This is a genomic window from Vreelandella janggokensis, assembly GCF_031451615.1.
GTDB lineage: Bacteria > Pseudomonadota > Gammaproteobacteria > Pseudomonadales > Halomonadaceae > Vreelandella > Vreelandella janggokensis.
The window spans coordinates 55,219-70,802 of record NZ_JARWAJ010000004.1; the positions used below are offsets into that span (position 1 = coordinate 55,219).

The 15,584-nt window shown below is 55.1% G+C and carries 15 protein-coding genes; 8 read left to right on the plus strand and 7 right to left on the minus strand.

The annotated features are described in order from the left end of the window. Positions 1 to 198: 198 nt before the first annotated feature. Positions 199 to 1,152, minus strand: coding sequence for a LysR family transcriptional regulator (locus QC816_RS12095; RefSeq protein ID WP_309782498.1), 954 nt, complete (start codon positions 1,150 to 1,152; stop codon positions 199 to 201). 160 nt (positions 1,153 to 1,312) lie between these two features. On the opposite strand from QC816_RS12095, the gene QC816_RS12100 reads away from it, so the two are divergent. The 7 genes from QC816_RS12100 to speB all read left to right on the plus strand — a co-directional run bounded on the left by QC816_RS12100 (position 1,313) and on the right by speB (position 7,449). Next, complete coding sequence (locus QC816_RS12100; RefSeq protein WP_309782500.1) at positions 1,313 to 2,143, plus strand: transporter substrate-binding domain-containing protein; 831 nt, start codon at positions 1,313 to 1,315, stop codon at positions 2,141 to 2,143. A gap of 26 nt (positions 2,144 to 2,169) precedes the next feature. Next, positions 2,170 to 2,826 carry an amino acid ABC transporter permease gene (locus QC816_RS12105; protein WP_309782502.1) on the plus strand — a complete coding sequence of 219 codons (657 nt, stop codon included), beginning with the start codon at positions 2,170 to 2,172 and terminating at the stop codon, positions 2,824 to 2,826. Positions 2,827 to 2,839: 13 nt separating this feature from the next. After that, the gene (locus QC816_RS12110; protein ID WP_309782504.1) at positions 2,840 to 3,538 is read left to right on the plus strand and encodes an amino acid ABC transporter permease; all 699 of its coding nucleotides are present in this window, start codon (positions 2,840 to 2,842) and stop codon (positions 3,536 to 3,538) included. Further along, the gene (locus tag QC816_RS12115) at positions 3,525 to 4,343 is read left to right on the plus strand and encodes an amino acid ABC transporter ATP-binding protein (protein WP_066315887.1); all 819 of its coding nucleotides are present in this window, start codon (positions 3,525 to 3,527) and stop codon (positions 4,341 to 4,343) included. Before QC816_RS12110 ends, QC816_RS12115 begins: the two co-directional genes overlap by 14 nt. Before the next feature lie 79 nt (positions 4,344 to 4,422). Further along, on the plus strand, positions 4,423 to 5,142 hold the full coding sequence (locus tag QC816_RS12120) for a DUF1989 domain-containing protein (RefSeq protein ID WP_309782506.1): 720 nt from the start codon (positions 4,423 to 4,425) through the stop codon (positions 5,140 to 5,142). Positions 5,143 to 5,162: 20 nt separating this feature from the next. Then, complete coding sequence (locus QC816_RS12125) at positions 5,163 to 6,452, plus strand: M20 family metallo-hydrolase (protein WP_309782508.1); 1,290 nt, start codon at positions 5,163 to 5,165, stop codon at positions 6,450 to 6,452. A 10-nt stretch (positions 6,453 to 6,462) separates the two neighbouring features. Next, positions 6,463 to 7,449 carry an agmatinase gene (gene speB / locus QC816_RS12130; RefSeq protein WP_309782510.1) on the plus strand — a complete coding sequence of 329 codons (987 nt, stop codon included), beginning with the start codon at positions 6,463 to 6,465 and terminating at the stop codon, positions 7,447 to 7,449. A gap of 112 nt (positions 7,450 to 7,561) precedes the next feature. On the opposite strand, the gene QC816_RS12135 is transcribed toward speB, so the two are convergent. From QC816_RS12135 to QC816_RS12160, 6 genes are all read right to left on the minus strand, one after another. Beyond that, positions 7,562 to 8,965: an amidase gene (locus QC816_RS12135; protein ID WP_309782512.1), complete on the minus strand. Its 1,404-nt coding sequence runs from the start codon at positions 8,963 to 8,965 to the stop codon at positions 7,562 to 7,564. Between the two features lie 133 nt (positions 8,966 to 9,098). Beyond that, a complete protein-coding gene (locus QC816_RS12140) occupies positions 9,099 to 10,355 on the minus strand; it encodes a M20 family metallo-hydrolase (protein WP_309782513.1) in 1,257 nt (418 codons plus the stop codon). Positions 10,356 to 10,380: 25 nt separating this feature from the next. After that, positions 10,381 to 11,655, minus strand: a complete 1,275-nt coding sequence (locus QC816_RS12145) for a TRAP transporter large permease (protein WP_309782515.1) — start codon at positions 11,653 to 11,655, stop codon at positions 10,381 to 10,383. A 15-nt stretch (positions 11,656 to 11,670) separates the two neighbouring features. Next, positions 11,671 to 12,192 (minus strand): TRAP transporter small permease, encoded by a 522-nt coding sequence (locus tag QC816_RS12150; protein ID WP_309782517.1) that lies wholly within the window; start codon positions 12,190 to 12,192, stop codon positions 11,671 to 11,673. 65 nt (positions 12,193 to 12,257) lie between these two features. After that, complete coding sequence (locus QC816_RS12155; protein ID WP_309782519.1) at positions 12,258 to 13,262, minus strand: TRAP transporter substrate-binding protein; 1,005 nt, start codon at positions 13,260 to 13,262, stop codon at positions 12,258 to 12,260. A gap of 68 nt (positions 13,263 to 13,330) precedes the next feature. Further along, complete coding sequence (locus QC816_RS12160) at positions 13,331 to 14,350, minus strand: asparaginase (RefSeq protein ID WP_309782521.1); 1,020 nt, start codon at positions 14,348 to 14,350, stop codon at positions 13,331 to 13,333. Between the two features lie 220 nt (positions 14,351 to 14,570). Between QC816_RS12160 and QC816_RS12165 the strand changes: the two genes are divergently transcribed. Further along, positions 14,571 to 15,302: a FadR/GntR family transcriptional regulator gene (locus QC816_RS12165; protein ID WP_309782524.1), complete on the plus strand. Its 732-nt coding sequence runs from the start codon at positions 14,571 to 14,573 to the stop codon at positions 15,300 to 15,302. Positions 15,303 to 15,584: the final 282 nt, after the last annotated feature.

Here is a 15,584-nt window from a genome sequence, read left to right on the forward strand (position 1 = left end):
AGCAGGTATTCCAGTTTAGGGCGGTAGCGTTCTAACCCGCCTGGTACCTCTTCGAGCAAATCCGCCACGTTTTGTGCCGCTGTCCAGCGTTGTGCTCCATTTTAGAGTTCCAAAGGCAAAACTGGAGGTAACTTGCCGCTTGGCGCAAAGGCATTCTGGTTTATCAGGTGCTGTTCGTTGGCTATCAAGGTGCCCAGCCTAACTATCCCCATCAACCATGAAGTCCTCGCCTTTATCGGCATCAACCAAGTGCGATTGTTGCCAAAGCCTGGATACGAGTTCCTGGATAAAGGTCCGCACGATAAGAGAGGGCCGCCGACCTGCACGCGTAACGACACAAAAGGGCGAAGCAATTTCCACTTGATCGGGCAACAGCGCTTTGAGCTCACCGCGCTCAACCCAATGAGCGGCGTAGTAATGGGGTAAATTGCCAATGAAATGGCCGCTCAATATCATCAATGCCTGGGCCTCCATGTTGGAGGCATGCGCACCAACGTGGGCATTGGGGAAGTTCTTGAGCTCCTGGAGATTGGCGTAGGGCCTCACCACGAAGGGATGCTTAATCACTTCTTCAACCGTAAGTTGGCGACTGTCGCATTCAAACAGCGGATGGCGTTTCGCGCAGTAGATGCCATGCATCTCGGTGTAGACCTGACGATGTTGCAATCCTTCCATTTGGGCGGTTTCAGGCAAGATCCCGAGCTGCACCTCCCCGTTGGCGATTTCACCGATCAAACGATCAGGGCTGCTTACGTTGATATTCAAACGTGCCTTGGGATTTTTGCGTAAAAACTCCCCAATGACGCCTTGCAGATCAAGGTCGACATCCATGATTGTGTTATCAACCACTCCTAAACGCAGGGTGCCATAGACAGAGCTGCGTAACTCGCTCATCTCACTGTCAAAGTCATCGACCGAAGCCAGCAGTAATTTGGCACGCTCATAAACAATGGCACCCCGCTCAGTCAGCTCAAACCCCTGCCTGCCCCGTCGACAGACGGTAAACCCCACGCGTTCTTCAAGCGCTCGAATGTGAAAGCTGACAGCGGATTGGCTCATGTGGAGTGCCGTTTGCGCACCAGCAAAACCCCGATGCTCGGTGACGGCCAGAAAGACGGAAAGGCTTTTAAGATCGGCAGCTGAAAGCTTCATGAGAATGCTCTACGTTAGTGCGTTTAACATCAATAAAACGGGAGTGAACATCAAAAGATAGCAATTTTATTGTTGCATAACTCCTGCTTAACTCAAGGTGTTGTTGCTCAGATGGCTCGCGCCACTGAGGTTCGAGCATCACTTGTCCGAGGAGATTCTCATGCATCGTACTTCTGCTATTACCGCTGGCTTATTGCTCAGCGTCAGCTTTGCTTCCACCGCCCACAGCGATTTGCTCGACGATATTCGCTCAGAGGGCACGTTTACGGTCGGCACTGAAGCGCGTTTTGCGCCTTTTGAATACATTGAAGACGGTGAAATCGTCGGCTATTCAGCTGACGTCATGGAACACATCATGCCCGAGCTTGGTGAGGGCGTGGAATTGATCCGCATGGATCTACCCTGGCAAGGCATTCTGCCTGGTCTTGAGCGTGAGCGGTTTGATTATGTCGTCACCTCCGTGACCGCCACCCCGGAACGCATGGAGCGCTATCACTTAAGCGCACCGATAGCCGATGCGACCATGGCCATCATGAAACGCACCGGTGAAGACGACATCAGTTCCCCTGAAGACATCGCGGGCAAAGTGGCGGCAGCCCAGTCGGGGTCGGCGCAATTGGACGCACTGGAGGCGTTAGCCGCCGAACTAGAGGAAGCAGGCACGCCGGTTGAGTACATTCGCACTTACACAGGTGTCGATGAGGCCTATGCCGAGCTGGGAACCGGCCGTGTCGATGTGGTCATCAACAGCTTGCCTAACCTGCTGGAAGCCGAGCGTACGCGCCCAGAGGTCTTTGAGGTGGTCGGCACCTTCGGGGATCCGGTCTACTTCTCATGGGCGGGCCGTGATACCGAAGAGAGTGCATCGCTTAATGCCTTTATGGACGAGCAAATCCAGCGACTCAATGAAGACGGTACGCTCGCCGAGCTACAGGAAAAATGGTTCGGCTCCCCCATGGATCTGCCTGACGAACTTCCTTCCGCTGAATAACCCGCCACTACCGCTCTGAGTGCCACATGTTTGAGATTCTGCTCAACCACTATCCGGCCCTTGCTGAAGGCTTGACCACCACACTGGTGGTCTCGCTTTCCGCCATCGCATTAGGCTTGGTATTAGGTGTCTTGATGGCGTTCGGGCTGATGAGCCGTCATCGCCTATTAGCCTGGCCATGCGGCCTTTACCGGAGCTTTTGGCGAGGGACGCCCATCCTACTGCAGTTGCTGTTGGTCTACTACCTGCTACCGGAAGTGGGCCTAGAGATAGCGCCTATTACCGCCGCAATCCTGACGCTCACGTTGAATACAGCGGCGTTTCAATCGGAGATTTTTCGCAGTGGGATCAGCCACATTCCTGCGGGTCAAATAGAAGCCGCCCGAATGGCAGGCATATCTGCCTGGCAAATCCGAAAGCGCATCATCATGCCTCAGGTGTTCCGCCTGACGTTGCCACCACTGACGAATGAAATCATCACTATCCTCAAAAACTCATCGCTCATCTCGGTAATTGCGGTCACGGAATTGATGCGGGTTAGCGAGCAGATTGCATCGCGTACGTTTCAGCCACTGGAAACGTACTTGGCGGCGGCACTGCTTTATCTGGCCGTGAACCTGGTGCTGGCCCGCGTCAGCGCTTATTTGGAACGCCGCATGGTTGGCGGTCTCGCCACCGAATAAGGGAGCGTCCTGAATGTTTGATATCACCATCCTATGGGAAACACGTGAACTTATTCTACAAGGCTTGTGGAACACGGTTTGGATCTGCTTTCTGGGCTGCTTGCTGGCCCTTTCGCTCGGGTTGGTGCTTGCCGCCCTTAGGCTCGCGAACCCAAGGATATTCAGCTATCCGGTGGCTTGCTACGTCGAGCTATGCCGCGGGATTCCACTGCTGATTCTGCTGTTTTTACTCTACTACGGCGGCCCCAGTATCGGCTTGACCTTAAGCGCGAGCGTCGCTGGCGTTGTCGGCATCGGCCTGTATGGTGCGGGGTATTTTGCTGAAATCTACCGCGGCGGCTTCAAGTCGGTTCCTAAAGGGCACCTGGAAGCGGCGCGCATGCTCGGTATTTCCCCATGGCATGTGTTAACCCGGATTCAGATTCCTCAAATGGCGCGTTTAATAGTGCCGCCAAGCACCAACCAGCTAATCATTTTGGTGAAGGAGTCTGCCCTGATATCGATTATCTCGGTGAATGACCTGACCAAGAATGCAACCTCTATTGTCAATGAGACGTTCCAGGTCATTGAGCCTTACGTGGCGGTTGCACTGCTCTACTGGCTGATCATTGAGCTGATTGCACGAGGCGGCTATGCACTGGAGAAGCGCTTGGCCAACCGTCAACCACGCCCCATCGAACCACGAGGAGATACCCGCCATGCCCATGGTTGACACCTTAGCGACATCACCGTCTACCCGACAAAAAGCGATTGTCGAGGCGCAGGGCGTAAGCAAGCAATTTGGCGACCTTGAAGTGCTGACCGATATCGACTTCAGTCTTTTGCCTTCCGAGGTGGTTTGTGTGATAGGGCCTTCTGGCTCAGGTAAATCGACCCTGTTGCGTTGCCTGGCTTTCTTGGAGCCCTATGACCACGGCAGCGTTTATATAGACAGCCAACTGTTGGGCTACGAAGACAGCGGTGGGAAACGCGTTCGCACCAGTGAGAAGCGCGTTGACGAAGTGCGCGCCCCGGTCGGCATGGTGTTTCAGCATTTCCATTTATGGCCCCATCGCACCGCGCTTGAGAACGTGACCGAGGCGCTGCGACTGGTAAACGGCCTCTCGCGCCGGGATGCTGACGAGGAAGGCATGGCCATGCTTGAGCAAGTCGGTCTGGCCGACCGTGCCGGGCATTTTCCTGAGAGCCTTTCTGGCGGGCAGAAGCAGCGAGTCGCCATTGCCAGAGCGCTGGCCATGAAACCCAGAGTGATGTTTTTCGATGAACCTACTTCCGCTCTCGACCCAGAGCTGGTTGGGGAAGTGCTGGAGGTAATGAATAAGCTGGCTGCCGACGGCATGACCATGGTGGTCGTCACTCACGAAATGGGCTTTGCCGCCAAAGTGGCCGACCGCGTGATCTTTATGGATCAAGGCCGAGTGGTGGAGAGCGGCGCGCCTGACAAGCTATTCCGCCAACCCCAAAGCGAACGCCTTCAGCAATTTCTTAACACCTGGCGCGAGCGCCATATCGATTAACGGACGTACTGCGTCTATCAACCGGTGCCATCCACTTTTTACAACGTAAAGGCGATGGTCAACATCCTTGGAGAACCCTATGAATACTGCGACACCCTTTGATCATGCGCGTATTGAGCAAATGCCCAAAAGCAACACTGAGCCCTGTGGCCACAACCACACCCTGGACACGCCAATCTCCCCGGACGGCACGCCGGTCTTGGGGGAGCGTTATGAAGTGGCTGCCCGGGGTGGACGAGCAGTGCGTCTAAAAGCGGGACAAACTATCCGCATCATCAATACCCATGGAACCCAGGTGTGCGATACCTGGGCGTTCAGCACCCACAATCTCAATGAGTTCATGTCCTGGGAGCACGGTCGTGCCTGGCTCAGCGGGTTGATTCCCAAGGTAGGTGATCCGCTGATCAGCAACCGTCGCCGTCCGATCATGACCCTCACAGCAGATTCTTCTCCTGGTATTCACGATACGTTAATGGCTGCCTGCGACCTGTTTCGATATATGACATTAGGCGTCAAGGACTACCACGACAATTGCGCTGATAACCTGCGCCTGGCCATGAAATCCATTGGCATCGATGCCCCCGAAGTTCCGCAACCGTTCAATCTGTGGATGAACATCCCGGTTAATGATCAGATGAACGTTGACTGGTGCCCGCCTGTGTCCAAGCCGGGTGATTACGTCGACCTGCGCGCTGAAATGGACTGTGTCGTGGCCATGTCGTCCTGCCCCCAGGACATCATCCCGATCAATGGGGAGGACTGCGAGCCGGTAGAGGTGCACTTCGAAGTTTACGAATAAACACAGCCACGGAGAGCCCCATGGCGGACTATCCTGACTCCCCCGACAACCATGCCGTTTTTGACCTGGCCACCATTGCGGCTGCCGTCGACCCGCAGCGTCTAGCCAATGACCTGGCAACGCTTGCGATGATCGGTGCTCGCGACGATGGCGGTGTGGCGCGTTTAGCGCTGGATGATCATGACACAAGGGCACGTCTCTGGCTGGTTGAACAGGCCAGAGAGCTTGGTGCTCAAGCGAGCGTCGATGCTATGGGTAACGTATTTCTCGATCTACCCGGCAGCGACCCCGGGCTGGCCCCTGTCGTGACAGGCAGTCATCTGGACAGCCAACCGGCCGGTGGCAAGTACGATGGTGCATTGGGTGTTTTAGCCGGTCTTGAAGCACTTCGCGCGCTCAAAGCGGCTGGCTTTACCCCACGCCACCCTTTATCACTGGTGAGCTGGACCAATGAAGAAGGGGCGCGGTTTTCACCAGGCACCTCCGGGTCAGCGGTTTTCTGCCATGTGCGAAGCCTTGAGGAAACCCGCCTGATTAAAGATAGCGAAGGCATGACGATGGGGCATGCCCTCGATACGTGTTTGGCCGAGATGGACGCTGCCGACGTGCCGCGTCGTCCGATGTCTACGCCCATGCACGCCTTTATCGAGTTGCACATTGAGCAAGGCCCCATCCTTGAGCGCGAGGGTGCCTCTGTGGGTGTCGTAGAAGGTATCCAGGGAGTGAGTTGGTTTGAAGTCACCGTCACGGGGAGCGCCAACCACGCGGGCACCACCCCGCGTGCCCATCGTCGCGATGCATTCGAGGGCGCCTGCGCAGTGGCAACCGCGCTACGGGAAGCGGCACGGGATAACGAAGACCGCGTGCGCTTTACCATCGGCAAATTCGATGTCAGCCCTGGTTCGGTGAACACGATTCCCGACCGCGTCACCTTCAGTATCGATTTACGACACCCCGACGCAGCGACGCTGAAAGCAATGGAAACCACGTTCAATGACATCACGCAACAAACCTGGGCAGGTTGCCGGGTAACGCTTGCCTCGTTATCGCGCATTGAGCCGGTGGCCTTTCCTGACGCCCTGACGGCGCAGATTGATGCCGCCGCAGGTGAGCTAGGGATCACCGCGCCTCGCCTGGTATCGGGGGCCTTTCATGATGCTATTCACCTCGCCAACTACTGCCCAACCGCCATGCTGTTTGTGCCTTGTCACCATGGTCTCAGTCATCACCCGGATGAACATACCGAACTCGATGATGCCGTCGTAGGCACGCAACTGCTAGCCGCCAGCTTGGCGCGCTTAAGCCGATAAGGAGCATAAAATGGTCAAAGGTACAGACGGTACTCGCCGAAATGCGGCCACCGGCGAACATTACCTACCCCGCCACGAACCCCGTTACCGAGAGATCGCAAGCTTCCTGCGGGCCCCGCTTGCCGACACCTTGGAAGCGCTGGATATTGCCTTGGTGGGGATTCCGTTTGATGGCGGCGTCAGCAATCGCCCCGGCACCCGCCACGGACCGCGTGAAATTCGCAACCAGTCGAGCATGATGCGTAGCGCGCATCACATCACCGGACTGGATCCCTTTGCCCAGGCACGCATCGCTGACATCGGCGATGTGCGATTTTCCTCAATCTATGACCTTGAAAAAGTCTCTGATGATATTGCTGCCTATTACGCCGCCATTCGAAAAGCAGGCGTTATCCCACTGAGCGCGGGTGGTGATCATTCCATCACGTTTCCCATTTTACGCGGCTTAGCGGCAGACGGCCCCGTCGGCTTGATCCAGATCGACGCCCACACCGATACCTGGGACGAGTTTCAAGGCTCCAAATTTCACCATGGCGGCCCGTTCCGGCTTGCCTGTGAACAGGGCCTGATCGATCCCAAACGCACCGTGCAGATAGGCATTCGTGGTGCCCAGAACACGACGCAAGGCTGGGACTATTCTCACGATACCGGCATGCGCGTCATGTTCATGGAAGAAGTGGATGCGATGGGTATTGACGCGGTCATCGCGGAAGCCCGTCGCGTCGTCGGCGATGGACCTGTGTATTTATCTTTCGATATCGACAGTATCGACCCCGCGTTCGCCCCTGGCACAGGGACACCCGAGGTCGGCGGCCTTACCAGCCTGCAAGCACTTCAGCTCGTCCGTGGCTTCCGTGGTTTACCGCTCATAGGGGCGGATGTTGTCGAGGTATCACCCCCCTTTGATCCCAGCGGTAACACAGCGCTGATTGGCGCCACTCTCATGTATGAGCTGCTTTGCTTGATGGCTGAAGGGGTTGATCACACAAAAACCTAAAATGCTTCTCTGAGTGACAAACCATAGACGGCTATAGCCATCCGTATTGTTCTGACAATATGGAGCGTTTAGCACTTGAAGGTCATTTTGTGGCCGATTCAACGTCGATAAGTTAAGCGCCGGGCGGCACCTGACCGAGAATGTCTAAGCTATTGCCCAGCCGTTCCTCTATTGCCTTGCCAATGGCCAGTAATCTGGCGTCTTGCCATGGACCGGCCATCACTTGCAGGCCGACGGGCATGTTGGCGGCGTCCTTGCCGATTGGCAGGGTGAGTGCACATAGCCCCATGAAGTTGGCCATAACGGTATTGCGTAATGCTTTCATGTTGGCCTTTGGGTACGCGCCCTCGGGCTCCAAGCTCTCAAGTGTTGGTGGGGTGATGGCAACGGTGGGCGTCAGAATGGCATCTACCTGACTGAGTTGTTCAGTTGCTTTGTGTGATAGCTCATCAATCATCTGGCGACGACGAACGTATTCCCATCCTGGCATACCATCTGTCGCCGAAATACGGGCAGCGACATTGGGGTCTAGTGCCTCAATGGCCTCTGGCAGTGAGGTGTGCAGAAAAGCAGCGAGCTCCGCAGCTGCTACGCCACCTTGCTGGAATAACGTGAAAGCGTCGTCGGTGTTGGGCAGCTCTAGAGTGACGATTCGCGCGCCTGCGGCTTCTAGCTGCTTGATGGCGTGAGATACAGCCTCAGCGATACCAGGGCTGCAATCGTCCCAGAAGAAAGTTTCCGGAACGCCGAATGTCAGGTCCGCAAGGTTGGGCGTGGCGGGGACAGCACCTCCGCCAGGGTTTAAGCCAGGATCGAGGGCGTCAAACGCAAACGCCAAATCATCAACGCGGTGGGCCAGTAGCCCTGGCGTGTCCAACGTTGTCGATAGCGGCACGATTTGTGCAGTCGACCAGCGCCCTACACTGGTCTTGAGCCCGGTGACACCGGTCATGCTGGCGGGCACGCGTACCGAGCCGGCGGTATCGGTACCGAAGGCTAGTGCCGCCGTACCGCTTGCCAGCGAGACGCCAGCACCGGAGCTAGAGCCGCCAGGTGTTCGGTGCGCCACCGGATCCCAAGGGTTTCTAGGAGCGCCGTGGTGTGCATTGGTTCCTAGGCCGCCAAAGGCAAACTCGACGGTATGGGTCTTTCCCATTATGACAGGTAATTGGTTGAGGAGATTGCTGACTACCGGCCCCGGTGTTTCCCACTCAGGGGGCAGGCGACGCGAAGAACCAGCGTAGGTGGGCAAACCGGGCACGGCGTAGATATCCTTAATCGATACGGGCACCCCCATAAGGCGGCCGGCATCGCCGCCTTGTTGTAGGAGGGCGTCAGTTGCCTGGGCGAAGGCGAGGGCGGCATCTCCGTTCCAGGTCTTATAGGCATGGTCCTGCTGCCCACGGCTTCGGTAGGCCTGGATGGCACTTTCCGTGAGATCAAAGGCGGTAATACTGCCGTCGCGGAGTTCTCTGTGTAAGGCACGCAGAGGTTGTTGGAGCGTTGGTGCTATCATTGTGGCTTTCCTGGTTATTAGCGAATTTCTAAGATCGATTCCACTTCGACGGCGGCTTTACCCGGCAGGGCTTCCATGTTCGGTCAGGGTATCTGCAGCTAGCATGTTTCTTATCCTTGTGCACGGGTAAGAATTAACGGGTTAGCAGAGTGCCGACGGCATCTGCCAATGCCCGTACTGCGATTTCGGCATCCTCGCGTTCGATATACTCATCAGGATGATGGCTGATCCCTGATCGGCAAGGCATGAACAGCATGGCAGTGGGGCATTGATGCGCTAAGTGAATGGCGTCATGAAAGGCACCTGACACCAACTTTGGGGCATCGGGGGCGTACTTCTTTACGCTGGCATCAAGCGTCTCGACTAACTTTTTATCGAATTCCACCGGCGACACACGCGAGCTGACGGTCAACTCGACACTACAGCCGGACCATGTCTCGGTGGCGAGGCGTTGGAAGGCGTTATCCAAGGATGTCAGCACAGCCGTGCTGGGGTGACGGAGGTCAATGCTGAACGTTGCTTGCTGAGGGATGGTATTGGTCGCGTTAGGTTCAAGGGTGAATTTGCCGATGGTGAATCGTACAGACTCGCCGTGTTCGGCCACCGCCTCGCGAAGTGCGGTTATCAGTCCATGGGCGCCAGTAAAGGCATCTCTTCGTGCGTGCTCTGGTGTGGTGCCTGCATGGTTGGCCTGGCCATTTACCGTGATGCTGTACCAGTTAACGCCCTGAATGCCTTTTACGGTGCAGACTGGTACCCCGAGTGATTCCAGCACTGGTCCTTGCTCGATATGAAGTTCAAGAAAGGCGGAAGGGGTAAACGGATAAGGGCGATAGCTTACCTTGTCAGCGTCGAGCAGTGTTTGGCATGTACTCAGCGCATCGGCAAAGCGAACGCCGTCATCATCGACTGTGCCGAGAATGCGCGCTGTTTCGCGCTGGCCTGCGAACCAGGATGATCCTGATGCACCAGGTGCGAAGCGGGCGCCTTCTTCATTTGTCCAAGACACGACTTCCACCGGCTGCTGGTGAGGGAAGTCGCTTTCCTGCAAAGCACGAAGCACCGCTAGACCGGCCAGCACCCCGAGTGTTCCGTCATAGATGCCAGCATTGGGCTGGCTATCGAGGTGGCTGCCGATCAACAGAGGAGGCAGGTTTGGATCGCGTCCCTCTCGGCGCAAAAAAACATTGCCCATGGCATCGTAGAAGGCCTCGCAGCCAAGCGCGCGGCCTTGTTCGACTAACCAGCATCGGGCGTTATTGTCATTGTCATCCAGTGCCAGGCGGCCCAGGCCGCGGGGTATTAATGCACCGATCTCTGCCTGCTTTAGCATGTCGTCCCAGAAACGCTGGCCATCAATGCTTTCGGCGAGTGATGTAGACCTTTTCATTATCTGATCCTCCTATGAAGACCGCTCAGTAGATCAGTGATGGCAACCAGGTGCTGAGCATTGGCACATAAGTGAGAATGATCAAGGCGATGAACATCATCAGGATCATCGGCAGACAGGCTTTAAAGACTTCCACCAGTGACATCCTGGAGATTGCCATGGCGACGAACAGGTTGAGACCGACCGGCGGCGTGATCATGCCTACAGAGAAATTTACCAATGTGATGACACCAAAGTGCACGGAGTCGACGCCGACGCGACCGGCAATTGGCTCAAGCAACGGCGAGAGGACGATAATGGCTGAGGCGCTGTCTAAGAAGAACCCCGCAATGATCATCACGACATTAAATAGCGCCATTACCTGCACGGGTTCGTCCGTTAGCGAGAGCACCTCATTAGCGAGTTGCGTGGGCGTACCGGTAATCGCCAACAGCCAGGAGAAGGCCGAAGCGCCAGCGGTGATCAGAAGAAGGGTCGCTGACGTAAGTCCTGAACTGCGTAGCGTGCCTAACAGGTTCTGTAAGCTTATGGTGCGGTAGATCACCATGCCGACGAAAAGACCATACATGCAGGCGACGGCTGCAGATTCGGTCGGGGTGAAAACGCCGCTATAGATGCCGCCGAGCAGAATGAAAGGCAGCCCCAGACCCCAGGCAGCAGATCTGAATGCCCCCACTATTTCCTTGAGCGTAGGAAAGGGCTCGCGGGCGTATCCCTTGATTGAGGAATAGATGATGCAGTAGGCAATCAGCAGCGAGGCGATCAGGATGGCGGGGAGGAGACCAGCGGCGAATAGCTGTCCCACTGACGTACCCGTCACAGAACCATAAATGATCAGCGCGATACTGGGGGGTACGATTGGCCCAAGGGTCCCGGCAGTGGCAATGAGGCCAATCGCGAAGCGCTTGTCGTAGCCTGCTGCGACCAGAGCGGGGAACATGATTGAGCCGATAGCGACAACGGTGGCTGGGCTGGAGCCAGAAATTGACCCAAACAGAAGACAAGAGAGGACGGTGGCAGCAGCCAACCCACCCGGCACCCAACCCACAAGAGCCTTGGCGAGTTCGATCAGTCGCTCTGAGAGACCGCCAATGCGCATCAGTTCCGCCGCCAGGATGAAGAACGGGATTGCCATCAGCGAGAAATTGTTCATCCCGGTAAACATGCGCATTGGCACAATGACGGGATCTGTGCCACCGAAAAACTGAATAGCAAGAAAGACCGCAAATGCCAAGGCAGCAAAAATCGGCAGCCCCAAGAGCAGCACTGCAAAGAAGATTGGCAGAAGTGCTGTAATCATAACGAACTCCAGGCGTTAGACGAGCTTGTCTTTTGCAGCGGCAAGCTCTTCAGCGAGGCTAACCGGCGGTTTGGTCCAGGCTTCATGGATGACCCAAAGGTATCGGACGACCAGCAGCAGCCCCGATATGGCGATTGGCAAATAAAACCAGGCCATGGGTAAACGCAGGGCGGCAGTCAACTGACCTCTCCCCAAGGTGCTGAAGAACAGCTGAAAACCGTAGAAGACCATGAAGCCAGCAAATGCGATCCCTAGCGCAGCCGCCGTGATATGAAGCCAGCGATTGACAGCAGGCGGCGCAAAGGCGTTAAGCACGTCGACAGATATGTGCGCGCCGTGTCGAACTCCCATACTTGCGCCTACGAAACTCATGCAGATGATGGAGTAAATGACGACCTCTTCAACCCAGAACAGCGAACTGTTGAAGCCGTAGCGATAGACTACTTGGACAGACGTAAGGAGGGTGGCAATGGACATGAAGAGCACCATTGCCATGCTTTCCAAGCGGTCAAGAATCTTGTTTAGCGTTGCGAACATGGTTAGGCCATTTCGTAGTAAAACGCGAGAGCGAGAGAGGGCGCTATAAAAGCGCCCTGCGAGTCTCAGTAGTCGATGCCAACGACGTCGTATACCTTGTGAAGTAATTCGGTGGTTACCACGTCTTCGTACTCTTCATGGATCGGAATGCTGGCTTCGACGAACGCTTCGCGAGCCTCGTCCGAAATCTCGTTGATCTCGATCTCACTTTCTTCTAGAGAGGCGAGTATTTCCTTTTCATCTTCGAGGGTCAGTTCCCGAGAAGCATCGCGGCCAGTTTCGAAGGCATCTAGCATGACTTGCTGAAGGTCTTCAGGGAGCGAGTTCCATGAGTCAGTATTAATAACGGCCGCATAGGCGTGGTAAGCATGGCTGGTCAAAGACAGGTAATCCTGCACTTCATGGAAGCGCATGGTGTAAATATTGGCCAGCGGGTTTTCTTGGCCTGATACCACACCTTGCTGCAGGCCGTTATATACTTCCGTGAAGGCCATGGCCGTCGCATTGGCACCGAAGTGTTCGTATGTCGAGATAATGATCGGGGCCTGCATGGTGCGCATGCGAATGGCCTCCAGATCCTCGGGCGTCTCGATGGGGCGTTCATTGTTGGTCATATGACGGAAACCGGCACCCCAGAAGTTCACCCCGTACATGTTTTGATCATCCAGGGTATCGAGAATCTCTCGGCCGACGTCACCGTCAAGAAGTTTGACCATGGTGTCGTAATCTGAAATGAGGAACGGCAAGTCGAGAATCTGTAAGCGCTCTTCAAAATTGCCGAGCGTGGCAGTCGGCGGAATCCCGATATCCACAAGGCCCATCTGGATCTGCTCAATGATCTCGACATCGCCTCCTACTTGGGCGGCGGGCAATACTTGTATGCTGATACGTCCGTCGGAGTTCTCCTCGACTTCTTCTTTAAAGCGTAAGGCAGCTTTACCGTTGGGAGTGTCTTCGATCAGGACGTGAGCGAATGTGAAGTTATACTCGGCAGCATTTGCCTGGCTCATCCCGAAAGTGGCGGCTGCTACGGCAGCAACCAGTGATGTTTTCATCAGCTTCTTATTCATGTCGTACCTCTAGAGGTCGTTGGGTGTGTCCATTACTATATGGCTTGCAGACCTGACAATGCGCGATACTAAGCGTTATGTTTCGCTGCATCCGCGCTAGTCAGAGTTTTCAAACTCGCCTCAATCGACCCATTGGGGGATGAGGCAAGCAGAACGGAGAGTGCCAATCGGGCTTTCCGAGCACTGATATCCTGTAGGGGTATTGCACCTGCAGACACGAGGTCGCAGAGGCTGCCTTCAAATTCGTAAACGGCTTCTATGGGCCCTACGTGGCAACTGCTGACAATCACCACGGGTATACCTTGCGAAACTACCCGGGCGATTGGCGAGCGCCAGTCAGGAGGAACATGACCACGCCCCAAGGCGTCGATGATCAGGCCTTGGCTACCATGGTTGATAACCGTTTCGATGAGATCGTTAGAGGCCCCGAGGTAGGCGGGCAGTATGTCAACTCGCGGTAGCGTCTTCGCAAGCGTCGCACTGATAGGGTTCGGACGGACTGGCTTGGCGGCTAGATGTATTCGAGTGCCGTCAATGTAACCGAGGGAACCTGTTTCCGGAGCAGCGAAGCCCGCCAACTGGAAGGTATTGACCTTACGCACCTGCCGGGCGGCAAAAATTGTCTGGTTAAATAACACTAGGGCGCCAAGCCCTTGCGCCTGAGGTGAAGCTGCCAACTTGATGGCGTCGGCGATATTGCGAAAAGCATCTGTGCCAGGTTCGTGGGGAGCGCGCTGAGAACCGGTAATGACAACTGGGACTTTGTCGGAAAGCGTTATATCCAAGAAAAAAGCGGTTTCTTCCAAGGTGTCCGTACCGTGCGTGATCACTATGCCCATTACCTCAGGGGACTCAGAAAGCACCTGACATTGGGCACTCAGCATCATCAAGTCATCCAAAGTGATGGCATTACTTGATTTTTGAAGCACTGATTTCACTTCGACTTGTGCCGTCAGTCCCTCAGGCAAAGCGACTTGCGACAGTAGGGACTCACCTTTGAGAGCGCCTGAACGATGGCGGCCTGAGTCAGTTTGGCCGCTGGCAATGGTGCCGCCTGTGGTTAGAACCATTATCTTCGGTGTTGTCATTATGATGCCCAATATCATCACATGGCAGACATCTGATGTCTGATATCATGATAATGACTCTAGCCAAAGATTCAGCACTCTTGCAAGCTATAATGATCAACGTATTGATTTATAAGATCCCAACGAAGCGTCAAGACATGCTTAATTTTTACTGCAATGGCACGCCAGCTAATTGTTTCAATTGATAAAATTTGGAAAGACTGACAAAGCGAGAAAATACATGAGTCTGAAACCCCGTCTCGCCGAGAGATCCTACTCAAGCGAACCCTTCGGTGGTTCCATGGAGCGCAGTTCCGTCGCTATGCAGATTCTTGAGCGGATCAAAGCGGCATTGATTCGTGGTGAACTAAAACCAGGTGACTACCTGCCCTCAGAAAACGAGCTCACCCAAAGCCTGGGCATTGGCAAGTCGAGTGTGCGCGAGGCCATTAAGATGTTGCAGGCGATAGGCGTCGTTGAAGTTCGCCGTGGTCAGGGCACCATGATTCGTCGCGATCCGGGTGACCCGATTGTGGATCCCATGGCATTCGGGATGATTCTTGCCCGGGGGATGACGCGTGATGTGATGGAGTTCCGCCTGATGTTTGAGCCAGCTTACACCCTTCAGGCGATGCACAACGCCACGCCAGCGGATCACTCGCGCATCTGCCAAGCGATCAATGAGATGGAAGCCGCTATCATGAACAATGAACAAACCGCACACCACGACGGGGCGTTTCATCGTGCGATCTTGCATGCGACCCACAACCCAATGACCATTCGGGTGGGAGAGACGCTGATTCAATTGATCGAAGCAGCTCTCGAAACATCGATGCAGACATTGCCTGAAGTGGCCTTGAGGGATCATAAAGCGATATATGCTGCTTTTAAGGCGGGTGATGCTGAGGGCGTGCAGACTGCAATCGATATAAGCAGTAAAAGCTGGGAAACTAACCTAACCTACTTGGATTAGGCAACTTCTTTATACAGTGCGTTTCTTCTTTTCCAAGGCGGTTCGCAAATCGTTTTGACCCGACCTAGCTCACCGAGAAAGCAAAAACCAGATGTCGAGTCGTTTGCTCATTGAGACCTCCGATTGCCGGTTAGTAAATTCACATGGAGCATGACAGCTAAAATTTTTGGTCCTGCCACTCAGCGTGCCAGCAAGCAAGAAACGGTAACACAATGTTATATCAAGGGCAGCTACTTAGGCTGGTGTTACTTCATGCTTGAGATGGGGCGGAAAATGAAAGTC

Coding starts and splice junctions, on each gene's coding strand:
- QC816_RS12095 (WP_309782498.1), bottom strand. CDS start 1,152: ATGAAGCTTTCAGCTGCCGATCTTAAAAGCCTTTCCGTCTTTCTGGCC.
- QC816_RS12100 (WP_309782500.1), top strand. CDS start 1,313: ATGCATCGTACTTCTGCTATTACCGCTGGCTTATTGCTCAGCGTCAGC.
- QC816_RS12105 (WP_309782502.1), top strand. CDS start 2,170: ATGTTTGAGATTCTGCTCAACCACTATCCGGCCCTTGCTGAAGGCTTG.
- QC816_RS12110 (WP_309782504.1), top strand. CDS start 2,840: ATGTTTGATATCACCATCCTATGGGAAACACGTGAACTTATTCTACAA.
- QC816_RS12115 (WP_066315887.1), top strand. CDS start 3,525: ATGCCCATGGTTGACACCTTAGCGACATCACCGTCTACCCGACAAAAA.
- QC816_RS12120 (WP_309782506.1), top strand. CDS start 4,423: ATGAATACTGCGACACCCTTTGATCATGCGCGTATTGAGCAAATGCCC.
- QC816_RS12125 (WP_309782508.1), top strand. CDS start 5,163: ATGGCGGACTATCCTGACTCCCCCGACAACCATGCCGTTTTTGACCTG.
- speB (WP_309782510.1), top strand. CDS start 6,463: ATGGTCAAAGGTACAGACGGTACTCGCCGAAATGCGGCCACCGGCGAA.
- QC816_RS12135 (WP_309782512.1), bottom strand. CDS start 8,965: ATGATAGCACCAACGCTCCAACAACCTCTGCGTGCCTTACACAGAGAA.
- QC816_RS12140 (WP_309782513.1), bottom strand. CDS start 10,355: ATGAAAAGGTCTACATCACTCGCCGAAAGCATTGATGGCCAGCGTTTC.
- QC816_RS12145 (WP_309782515.1), bottom strand. CDS start 11,655: ATGATTACAGCACTTCTGCCAATCTTCTTTGCAGTGCTGCTCTTGGGG.
- QC816_RS12150 (WP_309782517.1), bottom strand. CDS start 12,192: ATGTTCGCAACGCTAAACAAGATTCTTGACCGCTTGGAAAGCATGGCA.
- QC816_RS12155 (WP_309782519.1), bottom strand. CDS start 13,262: ATGAATAAGAAGCTGATGAAAACATCACTGGTTGCTGCCGTAGCAGCC.
- QC816_RS12160 (WP_309782521.1), bottom strand. CDS start 14,350: ATGACAACACCGAAGATAATGGTTCTAACCACAGGCGGCACCATTGCC.
- QC816_RS12165 (WP_309782524.1), top strand. CDS start 14,571: ATGAGTCTGAAACCCCGTCTCGCCGAGAGATCCTACTCAAGCGAACCC.